Annotated in this window: 22 protein-coding genes; 10 read left to right on the plus strand and 12 right to left on the minus strand. The window is 40.5% G+C overall.

Annotation, left to right across the window (positions count from 1 at the left end; all coding sequences use genetic code 11):
- Positions 1-133: 133 nt before the first annotated feature.
- From ASC84_RS05815 to ASC84_RS05840, 6 genes are all read right to left on the minus strand, one after another.
- Positions 134-571: a Fur family transcriptional regulator gene (locus tag ASC84_RS05815; RefSeq protein ID WP_056512474.1), complete on the minus strand. Its 438-nt coding sequence runs from the start codon at positions 569-571 to the stop codon at positions 134-136.
- A gap of 17 nt (positions 572-588) precedes the next feature.
- Positions 589-1,014, minus strand: coding sequence for a YbaN family protein (locus tag ASC84_RS05820; protein ID WP_004721341.1), 426 nt, complete (start codon positions 1,012-1,014; stop codon positions 589-591).
- 31 nt (positions 1,015-1,045) lie between these two features.
- On the minus strand, positions 1,046-1,642 hold the full coding sequence (locus ASC84_RS05825) for a biliverdin-producing heme oxygenase (protein ID WP_004721344.1): 597 nt from the start codon (positions 1,640-1,642) through the stop codon (positions 1,046-1,048).
- 41 nt (positions 1,643-1,683) lie between these two features.
- Positions 1,684-2,541, minus strand: coding sequence for an energy transducer TonB (locus ASC84_RS05830; protein WP_056512477.1), 858 nt, complete (start codon positions 2,539-2,541; stop codon positions 1,684-1,686).
- Positions 2,542-3,444: 903 nt separating this feature from the next.
- Positions 3,445-6,561, minus strand: a complete 3,117-nt coding sequence (locus ASC84_RS05835; protein WP_056512479.1) for an efflux RND transporter permease subunit — start codon at positions 6,559-6,561, stop codon at positions 3,445-3,447.
- Entirely contained in the window at positions 6,558-7,802 is a 1,245-nt protein-coding gene (locus ASC84_RS05840; RefSeq protein ID WP_081409323.1) for an efflux RND transporter periplasmic adaptor subunit, read from the minus strand. Before ASC84_RS05840 ends, ASC84_RS05835 begins: the two co-directional genes overlap by 4 nt.
- Before the next feature lie 136 nt (positions 7,803-7,938).
- On the opposite strand from ASC84_RS05840, the gene adeR reads away from it, so the two are divergent.
- Positions 7,939-8,670, plus strand: coding sequence for an efflux system response regulator transcription factor AdeR (gene adeR / locus ASC84_RS05845; protein ID WP_056512485.1), 732 nt, complete (start codon positions 7,939-7,941; stop codon positions 8,668-8,670).
- Entirely contained in the window at positions 8,660-9,751 is a 1,092-nt protein-coding gene (gene adeS / locus ASC84_RS05850) for a two-component sensor histidine kinase AdeS (RefSeq protein WP_056512488.1), read from the plus strand. Before adeR ends, adeS begins: the two co-directional genes overlap by 11 nt.
- A gap of 176 nt (positions 9,752-9,927) precedes the next feature.
- On the opposite strand, the gene mobR is transcribed toward adeS, so the two are convergent.
- Entirely contained in the window at positions 9,928-11,610 is a 1,683-nt protein-coding gene (gene mobR / locus ASC84_RS05855; protein ID WP_056512491.1) for a phenol degradation transcriptional regulator MobR, read from the minus strand.
- Positions 11,611-12,015: 405 nt separating this feature from the next.
- On the opposite strand from mobR, the gene ASC84_RS05860 reads away from it, so the two are divergent.
- The 8 genes from ASC84_RS05860 to ASC84_RS05895 all read left to right on the plus strand — a co-directional run bounded on the left by ASC84_RS05860 (position 12,016) and on the right by ASC84_RS05895 (position 18,720).
- Positions 12,016-12,306 carry a phenol hydroxylase subunit gene (locus ASC84_RS05860; RefSeq protein ID WP_056512494.1) on the plus strand — a complete coding sequence of 97 codons (291 nt, stop codon included), beginning with the start codon at positions 12,016-12,018 and terminating at the stop codon, positions 12,304-12,306.
- Between the two features lie 18 nt (positions 12,307-12,324).
- Positions 12,325-13,326: an aromatic/alkene monooxygenase hydroxylase subunit beta gene (locus ASC84_RS05865; protein ID WP_056512498.1), complete on the plus strand. Its 1,002-nt coding sequence runs from the start codon at positions 12,325-12,327 to the stop codon at positions 13,324-13,326.
- A gap of 12 nt (positions 13,327-13,338) precedes the next feature.
- Positions 13,339-13,608, plus strand: a complete 270-nt coding sequence (locus ASC84_RS05870; RefSeq protein WP_004721361.1) for an MmoB/DmpM family protein — start codon at positions 13,339-13,341, stop codon at positions 13,606-13,608.
- A 67-nt stretch (positions 13,609-13,675) separates the two neighbouring features.
- Positions 13,676-15,202 carry an aromatic/alkene/methane monooxygenase hydroxylase/oxygenase subunit alpha gene (locus ASC84_RS05875; RefSeq protein WP_004820631.1) on the plus strand — a complete coding sequence of 509 codons (1,527 nt, stop codon included), beginning with the start codon at positions 13,676-13,678 and terminating at the stop codon, positions 15,200-15,202.
- A gap of 94 nt (positions 15,203-15,296) precedes the next feature.
- Positions 15,297-15,659, plus strand: coding sequence for a phenol hydroxylase subunit P4 (locus tag ASC84_RS05880; protein ID WP_056512502.1), 363 nt, complete (start codon positions 15,297-15,299; stop codon positions 15,657-15,659).
- 11 nt (positions 15,660-15,670) lie between these two features.
- Positions 15,671-16,732 (plus strand): NADH:ubiquinone reductase (Na(+)-transporting) subunit F, encoded by a 1,062-nt coding sequence (locus tag ASC84_RS05885; protein WP_056512505.1) that lies wholly within the window; start codon positions 15,671-15,673, stop codon positions 16,730-16,732.
- Positions 16,733-16,843: 111 nt separating this feature from the next.
- Positions 16,844-17,764 carry a catechol 1,2-dioxygenase gene (gene catA, locus ASC84_RS05890; protein ID WP_056512508.1) on the plus strand — a complete coding sequence of 307 codons (921 nt, stop codon included), beginning with the start codon at positions 16,844-16,846 and terminating at the stop codon, positions 17,762-17,764.
- Between the two features lie 74 nt (positions 17,765-17,838).
- Entirely contained in the window at positions 17,839-18,720 is an 882-nt protein-coding gene (locus tag ASC84_RS05895) for a transporter (RefSeq protein WP_056512511.1), read from the plus strand.
- A 192-nt stretch (positions 18,721-18,912) separates the two neighbouring features.
- Here ASC84_RS05895 and cntB read toward each other — a convergent pair whose 3' ends face one another.
- The 5 genes from cntB to ASC84_RS05920 form a co-directional block, all read right to left on the minus strand.
- Positions 18,913-19,869, minus strand: a complete 957-nt coding sequence (cntB, locus tag ASC84_RS05900) for a carnitine monooxygenase, reductase subunit CntB (protein ID WP_056512515.1) — start codon at positions 19,867-19,869, stop codon at positions 18,913-18,915.
- 111 nt (positions 19,870-19,980) lie between these two features.
- Complete coding sequence (locus ASC84_RS05905; RefSeq protein ID WP_056512518.1) at positions 19,981-21,432, minus strand: NAD-dependent succinate-semialdehyde dehydrogenase; 1,452 nt, start codon at positions 21,430-21,432, stop codon at positions 19,981-19,983.
- A gap of 128 nt (positions 21,433-21,560) precedes the next feature.
- Positions 21,561-22,676 carry a carnitine monooxygenase subunit alpha gene (cntA, locus tag ASC84_RS05910; protein WP_004721375.1) on the minus strand — a complete coding sequence of 372 codons (1,116 nt, stop codon included), beginning with the start codon at positions 22,674-22,676 and terminating at the stop codon, positions 21,561-21,563.
- A gap of 66 nt (positions 22,677-22,742) precedes the next feature.
- A complete protein-coding gene (locus ASC84_RS05915) occupies positions 22,743-23,696 on the minus strand; it encodes an alpha/beta hydrolase (RefSeq protein WP_056512522.1) in 954 nt (317 codons plus the stop codon).
- On the minus strand, positions 23,693-25,348 hold the full coding sequence (locus ASC84_RS05920) for a BCCT family transporter (RefSeq protein ID WP_155860315.1): 1,656 nt from the start codon (positions 25,346-25,348) through the stop codon (positions 23,693-23,695). The genes ASC84_RS05915 and ASC84_RS05920 overlap by 4 nt, the downstream gene beginning before the upstream one ends.

Consider the following 25,348-nt stretch of genomic DNA (forward strand, 5'->3'; position numbering starts at 1 on the left):
AAAAAATAAAGCTAAATTATCAATAGTTAATACACATTGAACATCAATATCTGGGTTATCATTCAGTGTAAATTCCGATTTATTATTTATGGATATTTTTATCATAAAATAATCTACCCTTTGGCATGTTGTTTTAATGACTACAATAAGGACAAGAGGATTTTTCTACAACAAGATGATATGAACTTGCACCATGTTCTAAAATAAGTCCTCGAATTTGCTGCTCTAAAGCCTCATCATTAATTTGTTGCAACTGACTACACTTTTTACAATATATTCTCATATTGGTTTGACTTCCCTTGAATGAATATAATGCTTGTTCACTGCCAAGCTTAAATTTAACCAACAATCCTGCTTTAACAAGCTGTTTCAGGGTTTGATAGACACCAGCAAAAGATAATTTTTTCACTTTTAAATCTGGACTATACAAAATTTCGGCTGCTGTCAGCTCTCGTTGTGCATTTCTTAAAATATTCAGTACAGTTAATCGTGTTGTGGTTACTTTTAAGTTTGCTTGCAACAGCAAGCGTTTAAGTTCTTCAGTATTTTTATAATATTCAAAGATTTCCATCCTGAGATTATCCTCATTTATGCTTTTAACCACATCCACAATTGCACACAAACCATCATCAAAACAATGGTCCCTACTGCCCATGGATGAGGCACAGTCCAAATTAAAATGCCAGCAGCTACACTCATACTGGCCAAAGAAAATAGTTTTACTTTTACAGGTAAAGTTCGTTTGAGTTGCCATTGCTGTAAAATTGGAGCAATGACTTTATTATTAACAATCCACTGATGCATTCGCTGCGAACCCTTTGCAGCAAACAACGTTGCCAAAAAATAAAAATCAAACGTAGGCAAACCAGGAACCACCAAACCGATCGTCCCTAAGACCAGACATAACCCCGCCAGTGCAATACAGATCCAGCGAACCAACCATGACTTCGCCAATCTCGGCTCCGACATAGAAATACTGGTATTTAGATTGGTCTCTGACCCCGTTTGCTTCATTGCTTGATTTCCTTTATCCATCATCAATTATTTATTTCAGTGTTTTTAATTGTGCTAAAAGTTCACCAAAACGATGAAAGCCTTGCATAGCCCCCTCAATAATCAATTGCTGTTCCTCTAAACTAAAATTTGCATCATCTAGGGTTTGCTTGAAACGCTTCCACACTAATCCACGACCCTCTGGATATGCTGCTAAGTTACGTGCAGCAAAATCAGCATTAAAGCCAAATCTAGCCTGAGCCTCTTTGAGTAAAAATGCTGCGCCTAAGGTTGAACCTTCTGAAACATAAATCCAGCCCAAAGATTGTGGAAAACTAATTTCATCGGTTGCAATACCCTGCTGCTGAGGTGTTAAGCCTAAATCAGCTAAATCCTGTAAAGCTGCATCGGAACGCCCACGCACATCTAAATCGGGAATCAATTGTTCAACCTGTGAATCTTGATAAAGATGTTCAACATCTTTCTGAAAATAATATTGCGACAGGGTGAATTGCGCATAATTCTCTTTACTCTCAAACGCGCCTGATTGCTGCATCAAGATTTCCATACGTTCATGCTCTGCCAGTGTTTCTTGTTTCAAGCGTTGCATTAAACTACTGCTGATCACTTTTTCTGTTGATGCGTTCATAAAAACTCCTAAATAAACCCTTTCATTGTTTAATGATCCAATCAGCGATTACGACCAAGCTTAAGCTGAATGGGAAAATCCACCACGATTGCCAATGCTTCACCATTGACAATATGTGGTTTAAATTTTGCTTTTTGTGCAGCTTGTATAGCTCTTTCATCCAAACTACTAATACCTGAGCTTTGCTTTACTCTGACATCTATCGGCTGCCCTTGAGGATTGATTTTGATGGTGAGAACCAACAAGCGCTGCTGGTTTTGCAATTCGCGATCATCGTAATTAAGCTTGCCAAAGCTGAGTACATCGACCCGACTCACGGGAAGCGGTTGCTGTGGTTGAGAAGTAGAGGCAGCGTTTTGATCTTTTTTATTGTCTTTGCCTGCTTCACCACCTGCACGTTTGGCTATCTCATTTGACTGACCTGAAGCAGTCTGTTCAGTATTCGTAGATGATTTTGTTTCAGTGAATGTTTGTGTTGACTGACGATTTGATTCAGATTTACTTTCCGTCTGTTGATCGGTTGGTTTTTTTTCTTGTGCTTTTGTTGTCTGTTGTGTTGTTTGATCCATCTTCAACTTTTTTGACTCAGTACTATGTATCACTTTGACCTGTTGTTGATGTTGTACCGCTGTTGCTACTGTAGATTGAGGTTGTGCTTTTGATTGCGTTGCAGCTTGCTCTGATGCCATCTGCAGCTTTGTACTGCTTTGTTGTACAACATCGGTTTTGTTCAAGCTGATAAAACGAATTTGAATCGCATTTTCAGGTGAATGTGATTCAATACGAACATCTGTTTTTAAATAAGACAAAGACCATAACAACAATATATGACTGATCACTACCCCACAAAACGTAGAGTATTTTTGCTTATCATTTGAAGCGAGAATTACAGCAGACATAGGCTTAGATACAGCGCAAATAAATGTAGCGCATTTGCTGAGTGCTGGATAAAACCCTGTGCTTTTCTTGTCTGCTCAATCTATTGTATTGCGTTGTACTGTTCATGAATCCTTCCTGCTTCGTCTATCAGATCAATTGCCGTGAATTTAAAAAACATTGCCTTTATCTATATAGACGAATGAGAAGGCAAAAATGCCTAATGAGAAATGTAATTAAATGTAAATATGAATAGTTTAGAGGGGGTAATTTGACGATAAAAATGCGGGGAACTAACCATATCTATTCAAATGTAAGTCAACCTGTCAAAAAACTCAGACACATGAATATCATTTCCATTAATTAATATTTTCTATTAAATCAAATATATGTAAAAAGTTATTTGGTTATAAAAAAGTTTACACTGCCACTTCTTACATTCAAAGTTTAAATATCTTTGCGTAGGCGATGCCTCACTTTTCAGAGATGAAAAGATGACAAAAATCTTCCGTTGGGCGAGGGGTACGTCCTGTACCCCCGCCCAACAGCGACATCCCTGTCGCCCCACGGTAGGATCACCATCTATGATTCAAAAGCACAAAAACGAATTGATAACCAACAGTTTCTAAAAGTTCATATAAAAACTTAAGCTTCATTGATAAACAATGACTTAATGGAAATCATTTGTATGAATTATTAGGTGGTTTGTCTATATAACAATAAACTTATATAAATAATGCAGTTAAAACAACTGACCTGTATATCTAAAGAAAACAATACGAGATAAAAATAATGGGAAGAATAATTAGGCATTCAAATAAATGCATATAATAAATGCGATGGAGGACTTAGAAATATTGTAGAGGACAAATGCTTTATCCTCTACAAAACACAAGACTTAAAATTAAAAGCTTAACACAGAGCGCTTAAGGCAGTTTACGTACAGGTAAAGCTTTGCCACGTAATTTCTCAACAGCACTGAGAATAAACACAAAAAATACTGGGACAAAAAAGATTGCAAGTATCGTCGCACTGACCATACCACCAAAAACCCCTGTACCAATCGCATGCTGAGTTTCAGAGCTTGCACCTGTAGCAATCACCAATGGAATTACACCAGCGGTAAAAGCCAACGATGTCATCAAGATCGGTCTTAAACGAAGTTTGGCAGCTGCAACAGTGGCTTCAATCAGAGTCATTCCCTCTTCTTTTAGCATTTTGGCAAATTCAACAATCAAAATGGCATTTTTTGCAGATAATCCAATGATGGTAATTAAACCCACTTTAAAGAAAATATCATTGGGAATTCCTCTGATCCATACCGCAACCACTGCACCAATCATACCTAAAGGTACAACCAACATCACCGACAATGGAATCGACCAGCTTTCATAGAGTGCAGCAAGGACGAGGAAAACTACCAACATTGACAATGCCAATAAGAAATTGGTTTGCGCTTCTGACTGTTTTTCCTCCAAGGATTGCCCTGTCCACTCATAACCAATTCCTTTTGGTAATTGCTCAATCAGTCGCTCCATTTCCTTCATCACTACCCCTGAAGAAACCCCTTCTGCGCCTGCCCCTGCAATACTCAATGATGGTCGTCCATTATAGCGATTATATTGCTGCGGAGACTGTGTCCACACAGGTGTAACAATCTCAGAGAGTTTAACCAGTGCTCCAGTCTTGTTAACCACATTCAAATTTAGAATATCAGTGACTTTCATCCGTGAATCGGCATCGACTTGAACAATCACTTGCTGCATTCGTCCCTGATTTGGAAAATCATTGACATACATTGAGCCCATTGAAGATGAAATGGTGTCTGTCACATCAGCAAAATTTACACCTAAAGCTTCTGCCTTATTCCGATCAATTTTTAAATCGACATTACTACCTGGCGGTAAACCCTCTGGATAAACATAAGCCAGTTTTTTACTGGTTGCTGCAAGACCGATCAACTGCGCTTGTGCCTCATTCAAAGCTTGCATTCCAAGATTACCGCGATCTTGTAAACGTAAAGTAAAGCCCGAAGTTGTTCCCATTTCTTCAATTGCAGGCGGTAAAACAGACATAATCGTACCTTCTGCACTTTCTGCCATGGCCGCATTTACAGCGTTAACCTCATCTGCAGCGGAGGTATTTCTTTCTTTGAAATCTTTTAAATTTGTAAAGGCAATTGCAGTGTTATTGCCAGAACCACTAAAGCCAAACCCGAGTACAGAGACATTTTCTTTAATACTTTCTCTGCTTTTTAAATGTTCCTCAAACGATTTTACAATGGTCAATGTACGCTCTTGACTGGCATCTGCAGGCAATTGAAATGAGGTGATAAATGAGCCTTGGTCTTCTTCTGGTAAAAAAGCAGTTGGGATCGATTTAAACGCAAATACTAAGAAACCTGTCAGAACAACAAATACAATCATCACAGTAAAAATGTGTTTTAACAATTTCACTAAAATTGCTTCATACTTTTTATTGACGCGGTCAAAAAAGCGATCAAACCACGCAAAGAAGCCCTTTTTCTGATGATCGGCTTCAATCGGTTTTAACAAGGTTGCACAAAGTGCAGGGGTTAAGGTCAGTGCTAAAAATGCTGAGAATGCAATGGATACCGCCATGGTCACGGTAAATTGTCTATAGATAATCCCGACCGAACCACTGGCAAAGGCCATTGGTAAAAATACCGCCACCAGTACCAAGGTTATCCCGATGATTGGACTGGTAATTTCTTGCATTGCTTTAGAAGTCGCATCAACAGGTGATAAGCCTTCCGTTGCCATGATACGTTCCACATTTTCAATCACCACAATCGCATCATCGACAATAATACCGATGGCTAAAACCATACCAAACATGGTTAAAACGTTGACCGAAAAACCACTGATCAACATCACTGCAAATGTGCCTAGAAGTGCAATCGGTGCAACAATTGAAGGGATCAAAGTGTAGCGAATGTTATGTAAAAATAAATACATGACAAGGAAAACCAACACCATTGCTTCCAGCAAAGTCATGATTACTTTTTCAATCGAAATTTTAACAAACGGCGCAGTATCATAAGGAATCGAATATTGCATCCCCTCTGGTAAAACCTTGCTCAACTCCTCAACTTTTGCTTTGACCGCTTCAGATGTCTTGACTGCATTCCCCCCTGGGCTCATTTGAATCGCCAAAGCGGTTGCTGGCTTTCCATTTTCTAAAATAGAAAAACTATAGGTTTGCGCACCAAGCTCCACCCGTGCAACATCTTTCAGTGTGACTTGTGCGCCACTCTGATTGGCGCGCAAAGTAATATTTTGAAATTCTTCGACTGTACTTAATTGTCCTTCAGCCGTTAATGGCAGTGTAATCATCTGTCCTTGGACCGCAGGCAAACTCCCGACACTTCCCGGAGATATCGGCGTATTTTGTGCTTGAATGGCATTTGTGACATCTTTAATCGACAGCTGATAAGACACCAGTTTGTTTGGATCTATCCAAATACGCATGGCTTTTTCAGATCCAAAAGATTGGATACGTCCAACCCCATCAACCCGTTTTAATTCTTCAACCACATTTCGAACCAAATAATCACTTAAATCAATTTCTTTAAATTGATCATTTGGTGAGTTGATTCCGACCATCATCAGAAATCCAGAAGATGCCGCTTCAACAATCAGTCCTTGCTGTCTAACAGATTGTGGCAATCTCGGTTCGATAGACTTTAGTTTATTTTGCACATCTACCTGAGCCAACTCTGGATCAGTCCCCGGTTTAAATGTGGCGGTGATACTCGCTTGACCACTGGCATCTGAGGTGGCGCTGTAATAAAGTAAATTCTTTACTCCCGATAACTCTCTCTCAATCAAGGTAACAACACTATCATTCAAGGTTTCTGGTGTTGCTCCCGGATAGGTTGCATAGATACTAATCGAAGGTGGTGCAACTGAAGGAAAACGAGAAATCGGCAACTTTGGAATACTTAAGACACCAAACAGAATAATAAAGAGTGCAATTACCCAAGCAAAAATTGGCCGTTTAATAAAGAACTGCGATATCATAATTTTTCTCCTATATTCGAAGAAGACTGACCTGCCGTGCTTTGATCACTGCCCTTATTTTGTGCTTGCGTGCCCCCAACATCGGTTATGTATTGCGACTTCCACTGGGTTATTTTTAAAGGCTGTTCTGGCTGTTGAATTCGATCATGCCCCTCAACGATGACTTTTTCACCAGCTTTAATTCCACTATTCACCACATAGAAACCTTTATATAACTGCCCTAAACTCACTGGACGTGTTTCAGCAGTCTGATTTGCTTTTACAATCATCAGTTGTGCTTGACCTGAAATATCTCTTTGCACAGCTTGCTCAGGTACAAGTAAGGCATTGGGTTGTGATGCTCTGTTTAAACCAACTCTGACATACATCCCTGGCAATAATTTCCGTTGAGGGTTATTTACTTCCACACGGATGGTGACATCACCCGTATTAGGATCTACGCTGGTATCTGAGAATAAAATCTTTCCAGTCACTGGATACAATTTACCCTGACTATTGGATATGCTGACATCAGCACCACCACGTTGTAACAACGAACCATCATTCAAACGATCTTGCAATTGCTCATATTCAGAAATTGATTGTTTAACATCAACATAGACTTTATCTAACTGATGTACCAAAGCCATTGGATTGGTATCGCTGGTGCTGACCAATGCACCTTCGGTTACCAGCAACTTACCAATTTGACCTGAAATCGGAGCGCGTACAGTCGCATAGCGTAAGTTTAAATTTTGTCGTGCCAATGCTGCCTTAGTTTGAGCAACTTCAGCCAAAGCCTGTTGATAAGCGGCTTCCGTATTATTAAATTCCTGTTTACTAATGGCATTGGAAGGAAGCAGTTGTCGATATCGCTCCTGTTGCGTTTTTAGACGCACCACTTCTGCCTGTGCTTTTGCCAATAAAGCCTGATTACTATTGACATCTGCTTGAAGAATTTCCGAATTGATCTTAAATAAGGGTTGTCCAGCCTTAACTTCACTGCCTTGGGTAAACAGCACCTTTTCAATAATTCCGCCAACTTGTGGGCGAATTTCTGAAATTCGATAGGCTTGTACACGTGCAGGTAAGTTTTCAATCAAATGAATATATTGCTGTTGAACGGTATAAATACTGACTTTGGCTGGTGCAGCCTGCTGTGCTTGTTCTGCTTCAGCATTTCCTGAGCGATTACATCCAGTTAACGCACTCCCACTTAAAACAACCAATAAAATAATAAAAAAATAAGGCTTAGGCATCATCTGCACCCAGAGTTCTAGATATGACGATTATTGGCAATATTTGTGTACTTAGCGTCACCAAAGTGTGGAGATTGTGTGGATATAGCCACTAAAAATAAATTATGATGGGCCTGTATCCATTTTAAAGTATCCAGCAATGGGCAATATTTCTTTTGCGTCTGATCCAGCCAGTAAACAAATTTTAGTCGTTGAAGATGATTATGATATCGGCGATATTGTGGAGCATTATCTGAAAAAAAATGGCTTCAATGTGCTTAGAGCACTTAATGGACAGCAAGCCATCGAAATACATGCGCAGCAACAGATTGATCTGGTGATTCTTGACGTGAAATTGCCGATCTTAAATGGTTGGGAAGTTTTAAATCATATTCGTCAATCCAAACAAACCCCTGTGATTATGCTGACCGCATTAGATCAAGAAGTGGATAAAGTCACAGCACTTAGAATCGGGGCTGATGACTTTGTGGTAAAACCATTTAATCCAAATGAAATTATTGCCAGAGTTGAGGCAGTATTGAGAAGAAGTGCAATGTCATCTCAGGCGAAAACCCAAATCATTAGCTTTAAATCAATTGAAATTAATACAGAAACACTTTGTGTATACATTATCAAAGAACATTCGAAAGCACTGTTAAACCTTACCTTAACGGAATTTAAGATTCTTGCGTTGATGTCGCAAGCACCCTACAAGGTTTTTACCCGATCAGAATTAATGAACCATTGCTTGCCTGATGGTGATGCCTTAGAGCGTACTGTAGACAGTCACATCAGTAAATTACGTAAAAAACTGGAAGATCATCATCAAACTGACTTACTGATCAATGTCCGTGGTGTTGGCTATCGTTTAAGGCAAAATGATGAAAAATAACATTGGAATTAGCCGCCAGCTGATTATCACCATGGCCAAAGTGAGCTTATTGACCACTTGTTTTTCCTTGATTTTTGGCTATTTGACTTATTTTGTTGCCATCGAGTTTAAATTGGTCTCGCTAGAACAGTTAAATTCTGAGGATTGGTCATTTAATTTGATTGATCTGATCTGGATTTTACTGGTGACTTTATGCGGTTCATTAACTTCTGTTTATTTAGGATTAAAATTAGCGCAACGCTTTATCGCCCCGCTAAATTCTTTAGCCATTGCAGCAAGAGAAATTAGTTTGGGCAATCTTTCCGTAAGAGCGCAATTGGACAATCCCTCTTCTGTCGCTGAAATCACAAAGATGATCAATGATTTTAATCGTATGGCAGAAAAACTGGAAATCTCAGTCAACAATGCATCTATTTGGAATGCCGCAATTGCACATGAATTAAGAACACCTGTGACCATCTTACAAGGTCGCTTACAAGGCGTGCTTGACGATATATTTACCCCCGATAAGACCTTATTAAAAAATTTGCTCAATCAAGTTGAGCAACTGTCATTTTTAATCGAAGATCTAAGAACCCTAAGTCTGGCGGATAATCAACAACTTCGACTTAACCTAGAGTCAGTTTGTCTATCTGACGTCATTACACAATCTGTAAACTTACTTCAAGACCGTTTTGATCAAGCAAAATTAGTCATCGAAACCGATCTATCAGATCAAACCTGCTTTTTTGACCGACAACGGCTTGAACAGATTTTAATTGCGTTATTTGAAAATGAAATTCGTTATGCACAGGCAGGGATTTTACGGATTAGCACCCAAAAAAAATCAGAAGGTTTGGTTTTAACCATTGAAGATCAAGGACCCGGTATTGCAGATCAGCATATCCCCTTTATATTTGATGCGTTTTATCGACTTGAAGAATCCAGAGGCAAGAAGAATGGTGGCAGTGGTTTAGGTCTATCTGTTGTCAATGCAATTATGATCGCGCATGAAGGTCGGATTGAATATTCCAAGTCACAAGCTTTAGGGGGAAGTTGTTTTAGTATTTTATTTAAGCCCGATAATTTAAATAAAATATGAGATCAACATCCAAGTATAAAATCGACTTCATTGAAACAAACATTCAACTCATCTGTTTTAAATTGACAACTATCAACAACTATAGACAAATAACATAGCGGCCTGTAGCTGATCAAAGCGCTATCCAAGCACATTTCTATGGCTATTGGTCTATGGTTATTGAGGCAAATTTGATTTTAACCTAGCGTAATTTTCTTTAACCGGTAATCCAATGTTGCCCGACTAATTCCAAGCATACGTGCAGCTTCTGAGACATTCTGTTGGCTTTTATCCATAGCACTACGAATAATATTTTGTTCAAGTTGATCTAAAGAGAAATTCTCACTAAATAAATCCTCTACATTGATCAGCGATTGTGCAGTTTCACCCACTGCTTCTAAATCCTTATGTTGAGGAAACAAACTGTCCAATTTAATTTCCTGTTGATGATCGGTCAGTAAGGTGGCTCTTTCCAACAAGTTTTCCAACTCACGAATATTGCCAGGCCAATCATATTTCATCATAAAGTTTTTCGCTTTATCACTGAGCCCTTTTAGGGTCTTGTTATACATATTTTCAAAGCGTGCCAAAAAGTGATTAATCAGCAAGGGAATATCTTCTCTTCGCTCACGTAAAGGCGGAATAATCACAGGAAAAATATTTAAGCGATAATATAAATCTGCACGGAATTTTCCATCTTTAACGGCCTGCTCTAAATCCTCATTGGTCGCAGCAACAAGTCTGACATCGACTTGGCGGGTGCGACTATCTCCTACCCGTTCAAATTCACCTTCTTGCAGCATACGTAATAACGCAGCTTGTGCACGCGGTGAAAGCTCGACCACTTCATCTAGAAAAATTGTTCCGCCATGAGCACGTTCAAATTTTCCCATACGAGATTGAACCGCACCAGTAAATGCGCCTTTTTCCACTCCAAACAGTTCTGACTCAATCAGATCAGGAGGAATACAGGCACAATTCACTGCCACAAATGGTTGCGCTTGGCGCTGACTGCCATTATGAATACCACGTGCAAATGCTTCTTTGCCAACGCCTGTTTCACCTTGTAATAAAACTGCGACTTTACTCCCTGCTGCTTTTTTAAGTAGATCACAGACTTTGCGGTAGGCGACCGACTCGCCAACCGCATTAAACATGGTGTAATCACTTTCAGCATCGGTATAGATATTTTTCTTTAATTGATTGAGTTCCGCCTGTAAGGCAATGATTTCATCCGAGACGGCATCGGGTGACATAAAGCGAATCAACTCATCGGCATTTTCCCATTCACTCAACGGCTTTCCAATGATTCGACAATGCTCATCACCCTGAGCAACGCAATGTGTCTCTTGATAGATAATGGTCTGCCCCATGACAAAGCTGCTATAGCCACAGGCATAGCCCAATAACATCCAACAAGCGGGTTGGTCCGAAGCACCAAATTCACTTAAATGCACCTCTGCCTCAAATGAATTAAGCCAGTTAAAATCAGCATAAAACTGTTTTAAATCATGACTTAAATGCAGCTCATTGACTTCAACCTGTACCATGCCACGGATGCCATGCATTTGCGGTCCAGCCATAAAAGCTTCTGCTTCATTTAAATTTGGTCGTAGTTTTGAGGTCACTTCTGCATCGCGCATGCCAGCTTGGTAACCACAACGAATAAAAAAGCGTTTGGTGCGTTCAAGCCCCAGCATTTGATAGAGATCTTTTCTTAAAAAGCCCAGAATACTGGTATGCATCAACAGCATTCGATTTTCATCAAACCAGATTTGTCCGTGTTGAGCATCAAAAACGATTTTATCGAGTAAATCTTGAATATCTTTGTTCTGTTCCAGTATTTTTTTATATACCTTCACATCTTTGGCTGGGGGCATGATATATCCATCCTTGGCTATATGTCTTTGTGAATGCAATCTTGATATTACCTAATTCTGAACCAAAAGCTTCACTACCTTTTCTTATATTTTCATACCTTTAAGGTATATTGTTTTTATTTTAACCAATATCAAGTCGTTATTGGTTTTTATAAACATTAACTCGACCTCTCCCATCAAAATCACTGTTTCATCTTTTGATGAAATCAGCATCTCTTTACGTTCATTATTTGATGAAAATAATGTTGTCGTGCTTCATATCCTCATGAGCAATAAATAATAAACATTTGAATTTTAATTAAATTTTAAAGTTGGCACGACTTTTGGAATATCTAGAGCAAACCTAGTACATGAGCATGAAGCTCTACATCGAAATTGTTTTGATGTTGATAAAAGGATAAGCACATGATTGACGCTAAACAGCCTACCGCATTGGTCAAATATATCCGTATTACTGGTGAGCGGAATGCCAAATTTGTCGAGTTCGATTTTGCCATTCAAGATCCTACGCTTTTTGTTGAACTGATTCTCCCCCAACAGGCTTTCCAGCATTTTTGTGAAATTAATCATGTCATTGAAATGACCGCAGAACAACAAGCTTGGAACGATGCGCAGGAAGATAAATGGCGTTATGGCATTGAACCGACTGTTTTAAATCATGCTCGCCAACATTCTGATCAAGAAGATCAGGCTTAATTCTACAAGGAGAAGCTAATGACTTTAGAAATTAAAACATCCAATTTGCAACCGATTCGTCAGACTTATGCGTATATCGAACGCCGTTTTGGAGCCAAGCCCGCAACACGCTACCAAGAAGTCAGCTTTGATATTCAAGCTTCGACAAACTTTCACTATCGCCCTTTGTGGAAACCAGACAAAACCTTAAATGATAAAACCCATACGGCTTTGCAAATGCAAGATTGGTATGCATTTAAAGACCCTCGTCAATTTTATTACGGTGCTTATGTGCAACATCGTGCACGTCTGCAAGATACCGCTGAAAGTCATTATGCTTTTTTTGAAAAACGTCAGTTGGTCAATAATCTCAGTGATGAAGTGAAACAAAAAATCATCCAGTGTTTATTACCTTTTCGCTATGTCGAACAAACGGCCAACTTACATATGATGTCAGGCAGCGCCTATGGTTATGGCACCGTCATCACCCAAGCATGTATTTTTGCAGCAATGGATCGTCTCGGTATGGCGCAATACATTTCACGTATTGGCTTAATCCTCGATGGCAATACAGGTGAATCATTACAGCAAGCCAAACACACTTGGCTAAATGATGAAACTTGGCAACCCTTACGTAAACTTTGTGAACAAAGCCTAACCGAACAAGACTGGTTCAAACTTTACATTCTGCAAAATCTGTTGATTGACAGCATGTTACAAGAGCTGGTTTTTGGACAGCTGGATGAATGGCTGGTTGAAAATGGCGGGCGTGATATTGCCATTCTTACTGAATTTATGAAGGACTGTTTAACTGATTTAGCGAAATGGTCAGACAGTGTTTTAAAAACTGCAATTTCAGAATCTGAAGACAATAAAACCCTGATTCAATCATGGATCACGGAATTACTACCCCAAGTTAAACAAGCATTTAGTGCTTGGGCACAAACCGCACTTACGGATTCTGGGATTGATTCAGGTCTAAATAAGATCTCTGAACGTAGCAAAAAAGTCGGCAACATTTTACTCGATTTAGCAGCATAAGGATTTGCCATCATGACCTCTAAAGTTTATTTAGCATTGCAAGACAATGACACCTCACGCTACATCATTGAAGCGATTGAACAGGACAATCCTGAAGCAACAATTCAATATCTTCCCGCGATGATTCGGGTCGAAAGCACTGGCGAACTGGTGGTACGTGCAGAAACAGTATCAGAAAAACTTGGGCAAAACTGGGATATCCAAGAACTACAACTCAACATGATTACCTTGGGTGGCAATGTTGATGAAGATGATGACAGTTTTACCTTGAAGTGGAACTAAGCCGTACTTCCCCTAGATTTAAAGCATAAATAGCAGGCAGCTGCATGTAAGTTAAAGGATGATCAAAATGAATAGCCAAGCCAAAGTAAACAATAAAAAGCTCAATGCCAAAGAACGTTATCGGATACTCACCCGTGATCTAGATTGGGACTTTTCCTATGCAGATCGTAAAGATGCCTTTCCGTATGAAGAGTTTGAAGGCATCAAAATTACCGACTGGTCGAAATGGGAAGATCCTTTCCGTTTAACCATGGATAACTATTGGAAATACCAAGCAGAAAAAGAAAAGAAGCTATATGCCATTTTTGATGCTTTTGCACAAAACAATGGGCAAATGAATGTTTCAAATGAACGTTATGTCAACGCGATTAAATTGTTTTTAACCGCGGTAACCCCGCTTGAGTATCAAGCGTACCAAGGGTATGCCCATGTTGGGCGTCAGTTCAGTGGCATTGGTGCACGTATCGCCTCGCAAATGCAATCCATTGATGAATTACGTCATGTACAAACCCAGATTCATGCGATGAGCCATTACAACAAGTTCTTTGATGGCTTCCAAGACTGGGCACATATGCATGACCGTGTCTGGTACTTGTCTGTACCTAAATCATTCTTTGAAGATGCACGTTCAGCGGGACCTTTTGAGTTTTTATTGGCAATCAGCTTTGCCTTTGAATATGTCCTTACTAACTTATTGTTCGTTCCTTTCATGTCGGGAGCAGCTTACAACGGTGATATGGCGACCGTAACATTTGGCTTTAGTGCACAATCAGACGAAGCACGCCACATGACGCTAGGACTGGAAATCGTAAAATTCTTACTGGAACAGCACGAAGATAATGTGCCAATCGTACAAGAATGGATTGATAAATGGTTCTGGCGAGGAACTCGCCTGCTGTCCATCGTCGGTATGATGATGGATTACATGTTGCCCAATAAAGTCATGTCATGGAAAGAAGCTTGGGAAACTTATTTTGAAGAAGCAGGTGGCGCTTTATTTAAAGACTTAAGTCGCTACGGGATTCGTATGCCGAAATATAGTGAAGTGATTAGCAAAGAGAAAGAACATGTTTCGCATCAAGCATGGTGGATTTTCTATAACTTCGGTCATGCAGCAGGCTTCCATACGTGGATCCCAACAGATGAGGAAATGGATTGGCTCTCAGAAAAATATCCTGACACGTTTGATAAATACTACCGCCCACGTTGGGAACTTGCTCGAAAAATGGAAGCTGAAGGTAAACGCTTCTATAGCGCGGGTTTACCTCAATTGTGCCAAGTGTGCCAAATTCCAATGACCTTTACTGAAATGGATGGTGACCCAACGCTATTTAGCTACCGCGATTCAATTTACAAAGATGAACGTTACCACACTTGCTCTGATGGTTGTCATGACATTTTTGAACGCGAACCTGAGAAATACATCCAAGCGTGGTTGCCTGTACATCAAATTTTGCAGGGTAACTGTGGTGGTCCAGATTTAGAAAGTATTTTAAGGGATTACTACAACTTTAATGTCGGTGCAGACAATCTCGATATTGAAGGTTCACCTGACCAACAGCGCTGGAAAAAGTGGAAAGGCAACGCAGCTTAAACCCTCATCCAAAAATTAAAAAATAAACAATGGATGTTGTCTAACTCGACAGCATCCGCTCAAGGATTTATTCAAAAGTTTAAGGAAATACACCATGACTGTACAAGCGATTGTTGAAAAATATCAATTTGAACCACTAGATCTACAACAAAATTACGGCGAAAACATGTTGTTGTTTATTGGTTGGGATCATCACACCTTATTTTGTTCGGCACATGCTTTTGTGGTTTCACCAAAACAAAGCTTACAAGACTTGATTGATGGGCAAATTCAGGCGGGTTTTGAGCAACATCCCGATTTTAAACATATTGATTGGTCTAAAGTTGAATTCCGTTTAAACCGCAATCTTTTACAGGCTGATTTTTCTAAGTCCCTAGAAGATTTGGGTTTTGATCATAAATCTCTCCTGCGCTTTGTAACGCCTGATTTAGCAGGTTACCAAGGCACACATGTTTAAGGAGAACACAGATGAGCTATCAAGTCACGATTGAACCAGCAGGAACCATCATTCAAGTTGAAGAGGATCAAACCATTTTAGATGCAGCATTGCGTCAAGGTGTTTGGTTGCCCTTTGCATGCGGACATGGCACTTGCGGTACATGTAAAGTTCAAGTCACAGACGGCTTTTATGATGTAGGTGAAGCCTCGCCTTTTGCGCTTATGGACATTGAACGTGAAGAAAATAAAGTGTTGGCTTGTTGTTGCAAGCCAGAATCTGACATGGTCATCGAAGCGGATGTGGATGAAGACGAGGATTTCTTAGGCTATTTAGTTCAAGACTACCAAGCCAAGGTCATTGAAATAATGGATTTATCACCGACCATTAAAGGTATCCGACTTCAACTTGATCGACCAATGCAATTTCAAGCAGGCCAATACATCAATATCCAACTCCCCAATATTGAAGGAACCCGGGCATTTTCAATCGCCAATACACCGAGCGAAGCAAATCTGATCGAATTACATATTCGTAAAGTGCAAGGGGGTGCTGCAACACGCTATGTGCATGATGAACTGAGTGTTGGTGAAGAAATGGCGCTTTCAGGACCTTATGGACAATTTTTTGTGCGTAAGTCTGATCAGCAAAATGTCATTTTCATTGCAGGTGGTTCAGGGCTTTCAAGCCCTCAATCGATGATTCTGGATCTTTTAGAACAAGGTGACACCCGTATCATTTATTTGTTCCAAGGTGCACGGGATGTTGCTGAATTATATAACCGTGAAAAATTCGAACAGCTTGTCAAAGAATATCCAAATTTCAGATACATCCCTGCTTTAAATGCGCCTAAGCCAGAAGACCAATGGACAGGGTTTACAGGTTATGTACATGAAGCGGTTGCCAATTATTTTGAAAATAAATGCAGTGGGCACAAAGCATATTTATGTGGCCCGCCACCGATGATTGATGCCGCCATCTCCACCTTGATGCAAAGCCGTTTATTTGAAAAAGACATCCATACCGAACGCTTTTTAAGTGCGGCAGATGGTGCAAATGGGCAATCACGTTCGGCACTTTTTAGACACATCTAAAGCTGAGTGGTTGAACCCTTAAATTATCCAATATACCAACACCAGCTTGAGTGATCTGCACTGATTCCAGATCACTCTCAAGATACTCATGCCAATCAAAGGAAGATGATGATGAATAGACAACAAATCGATAGCCTCGTTCAGCAAATGAATGTCGCGACAGCAACAGGTGAAGTCAATCTGCGTGTTCAGCAAATCGTTGTTCGTTTACTTGGTGATTTATTCCAAGCCATTGAAGACTTAGATATGTCTCAAACCGAGCTTTGGAAAGGCTTAGAATATTTGACAGATGCAGGTCAAGCCAATGAACTGGGACTTTTGGCAGCAGGTCTAGGGCTAGAACATTACTTAGATTTACGTGCAGATGAAGCAGATACTAAAGCCGGTATTACAGGTGGAACACCACGAACAATTGAAGGACCGCTTTATGTTGCAGGTGCGCCTGAGTCCGTTGGCTTTGCTCGTATGGATGATGGCTCTGAATCTGCGCACGTCGATGCCTTAATCATTGAAGGCATTGTCACTGACACTGCTGGACAGATTATTCCCAATGCAAAAGTAGAAATCTGGCACGCCAACAGTTTAGGCAACTATTCATTCTTTGATAAATCTCAGTCTGCATTTAATTTACGCCGCAGTATTTTCACCGATACACAAGGTCAATATATCGCTCAAACCACCATGCCTGTCGGTTATGGCTGTCCACCTGAAGGTACAACACAAGCTTTACTCAATTTATTGGGTCGACATGGTAACCGCCCTTCGCATGTTCACTACTTTGTCTCTGCGCCGGGTTATCGCAAACTGACCACCCAATTTAATATTGAAGGAGACAAATACCTTTGGGATGACTTTGCCTTTGCTACTCGTGAGGGACTGATTGCTACTGCGCTGGATGTAACGGATCTCGCAAAAATTAAACAATACAATTTAAATAAAGCCTTTAAACACATCAAATTTAATTTCCAATTGGTCGAAGACGCTGATCAAGTCCCCTCTACAGAGGTTGATCGTCGTCGAGTAGCCGCTTAGTCAACAATGTAGTGATGCTTAATCCGTTTAACTACAGCTAGCTGCAATATAAATATCATTGAAAAGGATTTTCTATGAAACAATTGATGTTCAAACTTTCAGTTCCATTGATGCTCGGTTTAACCAGTAGCATTGCCTGTGCCACAGAAAATGGGGCTGACTCATTTGCCCTCGGTGCCGAAGGTATGATGGCGGGCGCACTACCACCTGCTGGCGTGTATCTATTAAGCTATTATCAAAATTACCATGCTGGAAGTTTTGACAACGGCCCAGCGAATTTTCATTTAGATGTAAATGCCTTTATCCCCCGTTTGGTCTGGATGACAGAACAAAACTATCTCGGCGGTCAACTGGGTTTCTATGCCATACAGCCTATGGTTGATCTCAGATTATCTGCAGCGGGGATGTCAGACCATAACACTGCCTTAGGTGATTTAATGTTGGGGTCAATGTTAGGTTGGCATCAAGGAGATCACCACTGGATTGCTGCGGTAGAAACAGTACTCGCCACAGGTCAGTATGATAAGGCCACAGCACAACAACCTTTGGTCGCCAATATTGGCAAAAACTATAATACTGTTCGACCGATTTTTGCTTACAGCTATGCGCCAAAAAATGGTTTAGATATTTCAACTAAAATTTCTTATAGCTTTAACACTGAAAATGATGATACCCAATACAAATCTGGGGAATATTTTGCTGGTGATTATAGTCTTGGGTATAAACTTACTGATCAGGTTAAAGTGGCTGTTGAAGGCTACGCTTTGAAGCAAACCAAGTCAGATAAGCAACAGGGTGAAAATATTGCGATGCGTGGACAAGTTTTGGCAATTGGTCCTGCAATACAATATCAAGATAAAAACTGGTCAATTGAAGCAAAGTATTTAAAAGAAACTCATGTTGAGAATCGCCCTGAAGGTCATACGAGTGTATTAAAATTTGTGTGGGCTTTTTAGTGGCTATGCTTTGCACTTAGCAGTATTTGGTTTTTTACGCAGATGCTCAATTGTAGTTGTTAAATCATACTCATAATCAGTCATTAACGCCGAATGAACTTCATTCGGCGTTAATTTAGAAACCGTCAATTCGGGTTAAAGTAAAGCTGCAATATATCAACATAAATCACTTCGGTTTACGCCAATAATCATTTATAAATCTAATACCAATCTTTTGCCTTTGGCACGAGATACACAGATCATCATCGATTGCTGTGATGCCTTTTCATCATCACTCAAATACTGATCAAAGTGCTCTGCTTCACCGTCTAGGATTGCAGTTTCACAGGTACCACACACCCCTTCACGACACAAACACTCAACATCAATATTCAGTGCTTCAATCGCCTGTAAAATAGTCTGGTTGCCTTGAACTTCGACTTGCTGATTGGATTTCACCAAAACCACAGTAAATGCTTCACCATCTTCAGGTACGGTTGAAGCAAATTGTTCCCAATGAATATATTCATCTCGATAACGATGAAAATTACAACGATCAATCACCGCATCAATCATTGGCTTTGGCCCACAGACATAAACATGTGTGCCCTTTGGCTGTGCGGAAATTAATTGATCGAGGTCAAGGCATTTCCCATCTGAATCGATATAACTAAAAATATGTTCAGCATGTTTTTGTTTGAGCTCTTGCAACAGTGCAGCATGCTCTGGCGAACGATAGGCATAATGCAATTCGTAATCTGCCCCACGTGCAGCCAACTCATCCATTTGCGGCACAAAAGGCGTAATCCCAATCCCACCCGCAATTAAAATATGTTTTGCGCCATTTTCAGCCAGTGGAAATAAATTTTTAGGTTCTGAAATCAGGATTTCACAGCCTTCATTGCATTGCTCATGCATATAGACCGAGCCACCTTTACCTTCTACATCTTTGCGTACGCATACTTGGTAAGTGCTAAGATCCTGAGCACAGCTCATCAGTGAATAGGCATTGGAAAGCTGATCATTCATTTTAACAATGATATGACTGCCCCCATTAAACTGAGGAAAATTTTGTCCATCCTGACGTTTAAATGTAAACCGTTTGATCAATGGTGTAAGTTGCTCTACCCCAGTGACCACTGATGCAAACATTTCATAATGACTTGCCATGTCTAAATCCTCTTTACCACATGTTGCTTTTTTAAGTACTTATTCAAGCGCTTTCTCATTGGAGGGCAGCGTGTTGGATGATCATCAATGAATGTCCAACACGCCTTTATCCTATAGCCCTAAACACATATATTTAATGGTCATGAATTCTTCTAAGCCATACTTAGAACCTTCACGGCCTACCCCTGATTGCTTCACACCGCCAAACGGGACCACTTCATTTGAAATTGCAGTTGAGTTCATCCCCACCATGCCATATTCAAGTTGTTCTGCGACACGCCAGATTCGTGAAATGCTTTCACTATACACATAAGCTGCCAAACCAAAGATGGTGTCATTGGCTTGGGCAACCACATCTGCTTCATCACTAAATCGAATCAGTGGTGCCACTGGCCCAAAGATTTCTTCTTTGACAATTTCCATGCTTTGATCCACATCAGTAAGCACGGTTGGTTCAAAAAAGGTCTGTCCAAGTGCATGCTGTTTACCACCACAAGCCACTTGTGCACCTTTTTTACGTGCATTATCGATTAACTGTTGTGCTTTAAGGACGGCTTTTTCATTGATTAAAGGCCCTATCTGTACATTTTCTTCAAGACCATTGCCAATCTTAAACTTTTCAACTTCTTGCACAAACTTCTCAGTAAATGCCTGATAAACCTTGTCATGTACATAAATACGGTTGGCACAAACACAGGTTTGCCCTGCATTACGGAATTTGGCAAAAATTGCACCTTGTACTGCTTTATCTAAATCTGCATCATCAAAAATAATCAATGGCGCATTTCCACCGAGTTCGAGCGCAAGTTTTTTAATCGTGTCTGAACATTGCTGCATCAATAAACGGCCAACAGGCGTTGAACCGGTAAAAGTCAGTTTTTTGACTTTTTCATGACTGGTAAATACCGCACCGATTTCTTGTGACTGACCTGTTACAACATTGATCACCCCAGCAGGAATCCCTGCCATTTCTGCAAGTTTTGCAATGGCCAAGGCGCAATAAGGCGTTTCATTGGCAGGTTTAATCACAATCGTACAACCCGCAGCTAAAGCTGGCGCAGCCTTACGAGTAATCATAGCGATTGGGAAATTCCAAGGCGTGATCGCTGCAACCACTCCTACAGGTTCCTTGGTAATGATAAAACGCTGTTGATTATTGGTGGTAGGAATCACATCACCATAAACTCGCTTACCCTCTTCTGCGAACCATTGAATAAATGAAGCAGCATATTTCACTTCACCTAAAGCTTCAGCCAAAGGCTTGCCTTGTTCAATGGTCATGATACGAGCCAGTTCGTCAGCATGTGCCAATACCAACTGATACCAAGCCAATAATAAATCTGCGCGTTTTTGTGCAGTTAAGGCTTTCCACGTTGCTAAAGCTTGATATGCAGCATCAACAGCTAGGCTTGCTTCTGCCGCCCCCATATTGGGAATAAGCCCAATATCTTCACCTGTTGCTGGGTTGGTGACGGGTACAGTGGCATTGGATTGTGCATTGATCCACTGACCATTTACCCATCCACGTTGTTGAAATAGCGGACTACCTTGCAAACTTGACATGTCATGATCCTATGGTTTGAAAGCAAGGTACGACTTTATTTGCCGCACCTTTAACTTGAGAGCTTCTCTAAAAAACACATGATCGAGCTGTTTGCCCCAGTGATATTTTGAGAGGCTCCCTTAAATGATTATTTGTGATATTGCGCAACGAGGTTTTGGAAATAAGCAATGCCGTGTTCACTAATCCCCGAACGTTGCTTATCCGTCATGATTCGCCCTTGACCGCGATAACCACGTGACTTTAAGCCACGTTGCACACTTTCAACCAGATTTAAATCTTCTGGGCGGAAGACATTACGATACCATTCAATCAAATCTTTTTGGTCTTGAGTCAGTTCTTCATTGGTAAAGTAAATATCATAATGTTGTAATGTCGTTTCAGCATCTACAGGAAACTCATAAATTACGGTCATAAAATTACCGCCTGGTGGCACATTAAACATGGTGCAAGGCCATGTCCAAAAACCACTAAAAGTTGGATCTTGTACTGATGGATCCAGCTTGAAGGATTTTTCTGAAGAACGTGCATAACCATATTGCAAGGTCCAGTTTTGATGTGTGGTATGCCAATATTTATCCACCTGAACAGAATCAGCAAAGCCCGGATGCGCAGGCCCACAGTGATAACATTCCATATAGTTATCTACAATCACTTTCCAGTTCGCTGGTGTTTCCGTCACAAAGCGTGCTGCAAGTTTTAAATCTTTGATGACCGCACAAGTTTCATTGAGCTTTTGTGCAAACTCAGGCAATTGATCTTCAACACAAGTGGCATTTTCATCCATATTGATAAAAATAAAACCGGCATACTCTTCAACTTTTACAGGCACCATACTTGAGTTTTGTTTATCAAAGGATTCAACATGATCACAGTTACGTGCCAGCGCCAAACTTCCGTCTAGCTTAAATGTCCATGCATGATAAGGACAGGTAATCACATTCTTCGCTTTACCACTACCACTTAACAACTCATGCCCACGATGCGGACAGACATTATAAAAAGCCCGTAATACGCTGTCTTTACCGCGAATCACAATAATATTTTCACCAATGACCTTACGGGTAATATAGTCATTGGCTTGTGCCACTTCACTGCCGTGTGCAACGCAAATCCAGCTTTTTGCAAAAATTTCTTCTTTTTCACGCTCGAAAACTTGAGACGATGTATAGAACACTTTGGGAAATGTCCAAGCAACGTCTGGGTTTGAACAGAAATCTTCTGGTAATTTTTCAACTGCATTCATGTTTTTACTCCATTAAACTCTTTTTTGTCCTAACGACCGTTTGTTTAAAATTGGCTGATGTTCAAATCAATTGAACATTGGCTTTAACGAACTCAGCATGCGCTGATATAAATCTTGCACCACAGGACAGTCACGTACTAAACGCAAACTGCCATGTAGTAATCCTTTACCGAGATAAAATTCGGTTGCAATATTGGCCTGTTTTAACTTTTCAGCAAAAATACGCCCATCATCACTGAGAGGGTCATACTCAGCGACGGCAATAAAACTACGAGGCATATTGGAAAAATCCTGTGCCAACAGTGGTGATAAACGTAAGTCCTGCCAGTCGCTTGTATTTGGCGCATAGGCTTGCAAGTAATCATGCATATCCGCTAGCGACAGTAATGGTGCATCTGCTTGCTGCTGACATGATGCCGTATCAAAACCACTACTCAAACATGGATAAATCATTGCAAGACCACAGGCTTGAGCACCTGTATGTTGTAATTGCACTGCAAGTGCAGCCGCTAAATTACCACCCGCACTGTCCCCCATCAAAACAATTTGATTTGGATTAATCTTCCATTGCAGGCCATGTTGATAGAGCCAGTGATATACCGTTTCACAGTCTTCATATGCAGCTGGAAAATGGTGTTCTGGTGTTAAGCGATAATCCACACTCAGCACAGCAACATTTAAATCACGACATAAATAGCGGGTGATAAATTCATGTGAATCAAGATTTCCCACCATCCAACCGCCACCATGAAGATACAAAATACATGGCCAACCTGTCGCTGGTGCTTCGCCCAATGGTGAATACAACCGAACATTGACTGGATGATTGAGCTGCGGCACAGTTTTATCTTCAATATTGACCGTACCATCACGCGGTAAGGTGTAATGTAAGCACATCGCATCATACGCAGCCCGAATAGAATCGATATCGTCATCCGCAGGTGAATAAATGCTGCTCCAATACACCAGACTTTGCATTTCTTCACTCAATCTATAGTGCATGCTCGATTGTTGTGTCATGACAATTCCTTTTGACTGGTTTTATCCACAGTGGGTTCAATTGCAACATCAATGTGCATATGTTTATTTGCATCTGTTTGATCTAAAGATTCCAACTCACTAAAACTCATTTGCTCAATCAGATGGGATGGAACCTTTGAATAATCCTCAATCAACCATTTCACTAAGCCATAGGTCTGTATCAAAATAATCACAATGAATGGCAAGGCAGTCACAATGGTCGCGGTCTTCATGGTGTCCAAAGGCGCTTTAGAGAAAATCATCGCAATCGGAACAAGGGTTAACATCACACACCAGAACAAACGTGCATTTGGTGATGGGTCTTGCCCCTCACGTAAACCACGGGTACAAGTTGCCGACACTGCATAGCCCACAGCATCCATATGTGCTGCAAGAAAAATCACCATAATTCCAAGGAAAATCCACATCATCAGCTTGCCAGCAGGCAATAAACCAAGCAGTTGGCTAATCGCAACTTCACCACCTTGTTGGCTTAAAACTTGTGGCACATTGACCATACCGTGAATAAAGTTATAGACACTGTAGTTTTCAAACACCCCAAAGATGAACCATAAACCAACGCTACCGCCGATGACCATGGCAAGAATCACTTCTTTGATAGTACGTCCCTTTGAAACACGCGTTACAAATAACGCCACACCCGGTGCATAAGAAATCCACCATAACCAATAAAATACGGTCCATTCACGGGTGAACTTTCCATCGCCCATTGGGTCGGTAAATAAACTCATATCGACAAAATTGGTTGCCATTAAGCCAAAGCTCATCAGCGAGTTATTCATAATGAATTGGGTCGGCCCAAAGCACAGCACATAAATCGCAAACAACACCACACCTAAACACACCATATGGCTGAGACGTTGCATGCCCTTATCCATCCCCACATAAGAACTCAGGGCGAATAAAATCGATACTGCAAAAATAATCACCACTTTGGTCATAAAGGTATTGGGGATACCTGTCAGCTGCGACAAAATATTGGTAAAAGTCACCGCAGTCAGCACCAAAGAAATTGTTAAAGCACCGAACATACACAACAAGAACATCAGATCGACAAGGCGCCCAACAGGTCCAGTTGCCTTAAAACCAGTGACCGCTTCAATCATTGACGCCAAACTTAAGCCTTTATTCTTTCTGACGTGATAGCTATAACACAGTGAAATTGAAGCCAGCGCATAGATCGACCAAGCACTCAATCCCGAATGAAAGAATGAGTAAGCAACGCTATATTTCAGTGCTTCCGCAGATTCAGGAGTTAAATTTAAACCCGGTGTTTGATAATAATAAGCCCAGTCTAAGAAGCCCCAATATAAGGTCGAAGAACCAATACCCGATAAAATGAACATGAAAATCCATGACATGGTACTGTATTGCGGTTTGCCTTCACCTAATTTGATTTTTCCATATTTACTAAACGCCAAAGCAAAGGTAAAAATAATTGATAAAAATGCAAATAAAAGCACTGGTGTAGTAAAAACAGATGTTGTCCACTTCATCCATTGAGCAGCAAGCTGTATAGATTCAGTCGAGTAAATTGCTAAACCAGCCACCGAAATAAACACAACGGCAAGACTGGTTATTGCAAGTGTCTTATCTGTATAAAGTTTTGTATTTTGATTATCCATATCCAT

It is taken from the genome of Acinetobacter sp. Root1280, assembly GCF_001425285.1.
Classification (GTDB): Bacteria; Pseudomonadota; Gammaproteobacteria; order Pseudomonadales; family Moraxellaceae; genus Acinetobacter; species Acinetobacter guillouiae.

What these genes read in the sequence shown, in the direction of transcription:
- ASC84_RS05815 (WP_056512474.1), bottom strand. Translation starts at nt 571, where the DNA reads ATGGAAATCTTTGAATATTATAAAAATACTGAAGAACTTAAACGCTTG.
- ASC84_RS05820 (WP_004721341.1), bottom strand. Translation starts at nt 1,014, where the DNA reads ATGAAGCAAACGGGGTCAGAGACCAATCTAAATACCAGTATTTCTATG.
- ASC84_RS05825 (WP_004721344.1), bottom strand. Translation starts at nt 1,642, where the DNA reads ATGAACGCATCAACAGAAAAAGTGATCAGCAGTAGTTTAATGCAACGC.
- ASC84_RS05830 (WP_056512477.1), bottom strand. Translation starts at nt 2,541, where the DNA reads ATGTCTGCTGTAATTCTCGCTTCAAATGATAAGCAAAAATACTCTACG.
- ASC84_RS05835 (WP_056512479.1), bottom strand. Translation starts at nt 6,561, where the DNA reads ATGATATCGCAGTTCTTTATTAAACGGCCAATTTTTGCTTGGGTAATT.
- ASC84_RS05840 (WP_081409323.1), bottom strand. Translation starts at nt 7,802, where the DNA reads ATGATGCCTAAGCCTTATTTTTTTATTATTTTATTGGTTGTTTTAAGT.
- adeR (WP_056512485.1), top strand. Translation starts at nt 7,939, where the DNA reads ATGGGCAATATTTCTTTTGCGTCTGATCCAGCCAGTAAACAAATTTTA.
- adeS (WP_056512488.1), top strand. Translation starts at nt 8,660, where the DNA reads ATGAAAAATAACATTGGAATTAGCCGCCAGCTGATTATCACCATGGCC.
- mobR (WP_056512491.1), bottom strand. Translation starts at nt 11,610, where the DNA reads ATGCCCCCAGCCAAAGATGTGAAGGTATATAAAAAAATACTGGAACAG.
- ASC84_RS05860 (WP_056512494.1), top strand. Translation starts at nt 12,016, where the DNA reads ATGATTGACGCTAAACAGCCTACCGCATTGGTCAAATATATCCGTATT.
- ASC84_RS05865 (WP_056512498.1), top strand. Translation starts at nt 12,325, where the DNA reads ATGACTTTAGAAATTAAAACATCCAATTTGCAACCGATTCGTCAGACT.
- ASC84_RS05870 (WP_004721361.1), top strand. Translation starts at nt 13,339, where the DNA reads ATGACCTCTAAAGTTTATTTAGCATTGCAAGACAATGACACCTCACGC.
- ASC84_RS05875 (WP_004820631.1), top strand. Translation starts at nt 13,676, where the DNA reads ATGAATAGCCAAGCCAAAGTAAACAATAAAAAGCTCAATGCCAAAGAA.
- ASC84_RS05880 (WP_056512502.1), top strand. Translation starts at nt 15,297, where the DNA reads ATGACTGTACAAGCGATTGTTGAAAAATATCAATTTGAACCACTAGAT.
- ASC84_RS05885 (WP_056512505.1), top strand. Translation starts at nt 15,671, where the DNA reads ATGAGCTATCAAGTCACGATTGAACCAGCAGGAACCATCATTCAAGTT.
- catA (WP_056512508.1), top strand. Translation starts at nt 16,844, where the DNA reads ATGAATAGACAACAAATCGATAGCCTCGTTCAGCAAATGAATGTCGCG.
- ASC84_RS05895 (WP_056512511.1), top strand. Translation starts at nt 17,839, where the DNA reads ATGAAACAATTGATGTTCAAACTTTCAGTTCCATTGATGCTCGGTTTA.
- cntB (WP_056512515.1), bottom strand. Translation starts at nt 19,869, where the DNA reads ATGGCAAGTCATTATGAAATGTTTGCATCAGTGGTCACTGGGGTAGAG.
- ASC84_RS05905 (WP_056512518.1), bottom strand. Translation starts at nt 21,432, where the DNA reads ATGTCAAGTTTGCAAGGTAGTCCGCTATTTCAACAACGTGGATGGGTA.
- cntA (WP_004721375.1), bottom strand. Translation starts at nt 22,676, where the DNA reads ATGAATGCAGTTGAAAAATTACCAGAAGATTTCTGTTCAAACCCAGAC.
- ASC84_RS05915 (WP_056512522.1), bottom strand. Translation starts at nt 23,696, where the DNA reads ATGACACAACAATCGAGCATGCACTATAGATTGAGTGAAGAAATGCAA.
- ASC84_RS05920 (WP_155860315.1), bottom strand. Translation starts at nt 25,348, where the DNA reads ATGGATATGGATAATCAAAATACAAAACTTTATACAGATAAGACACTT.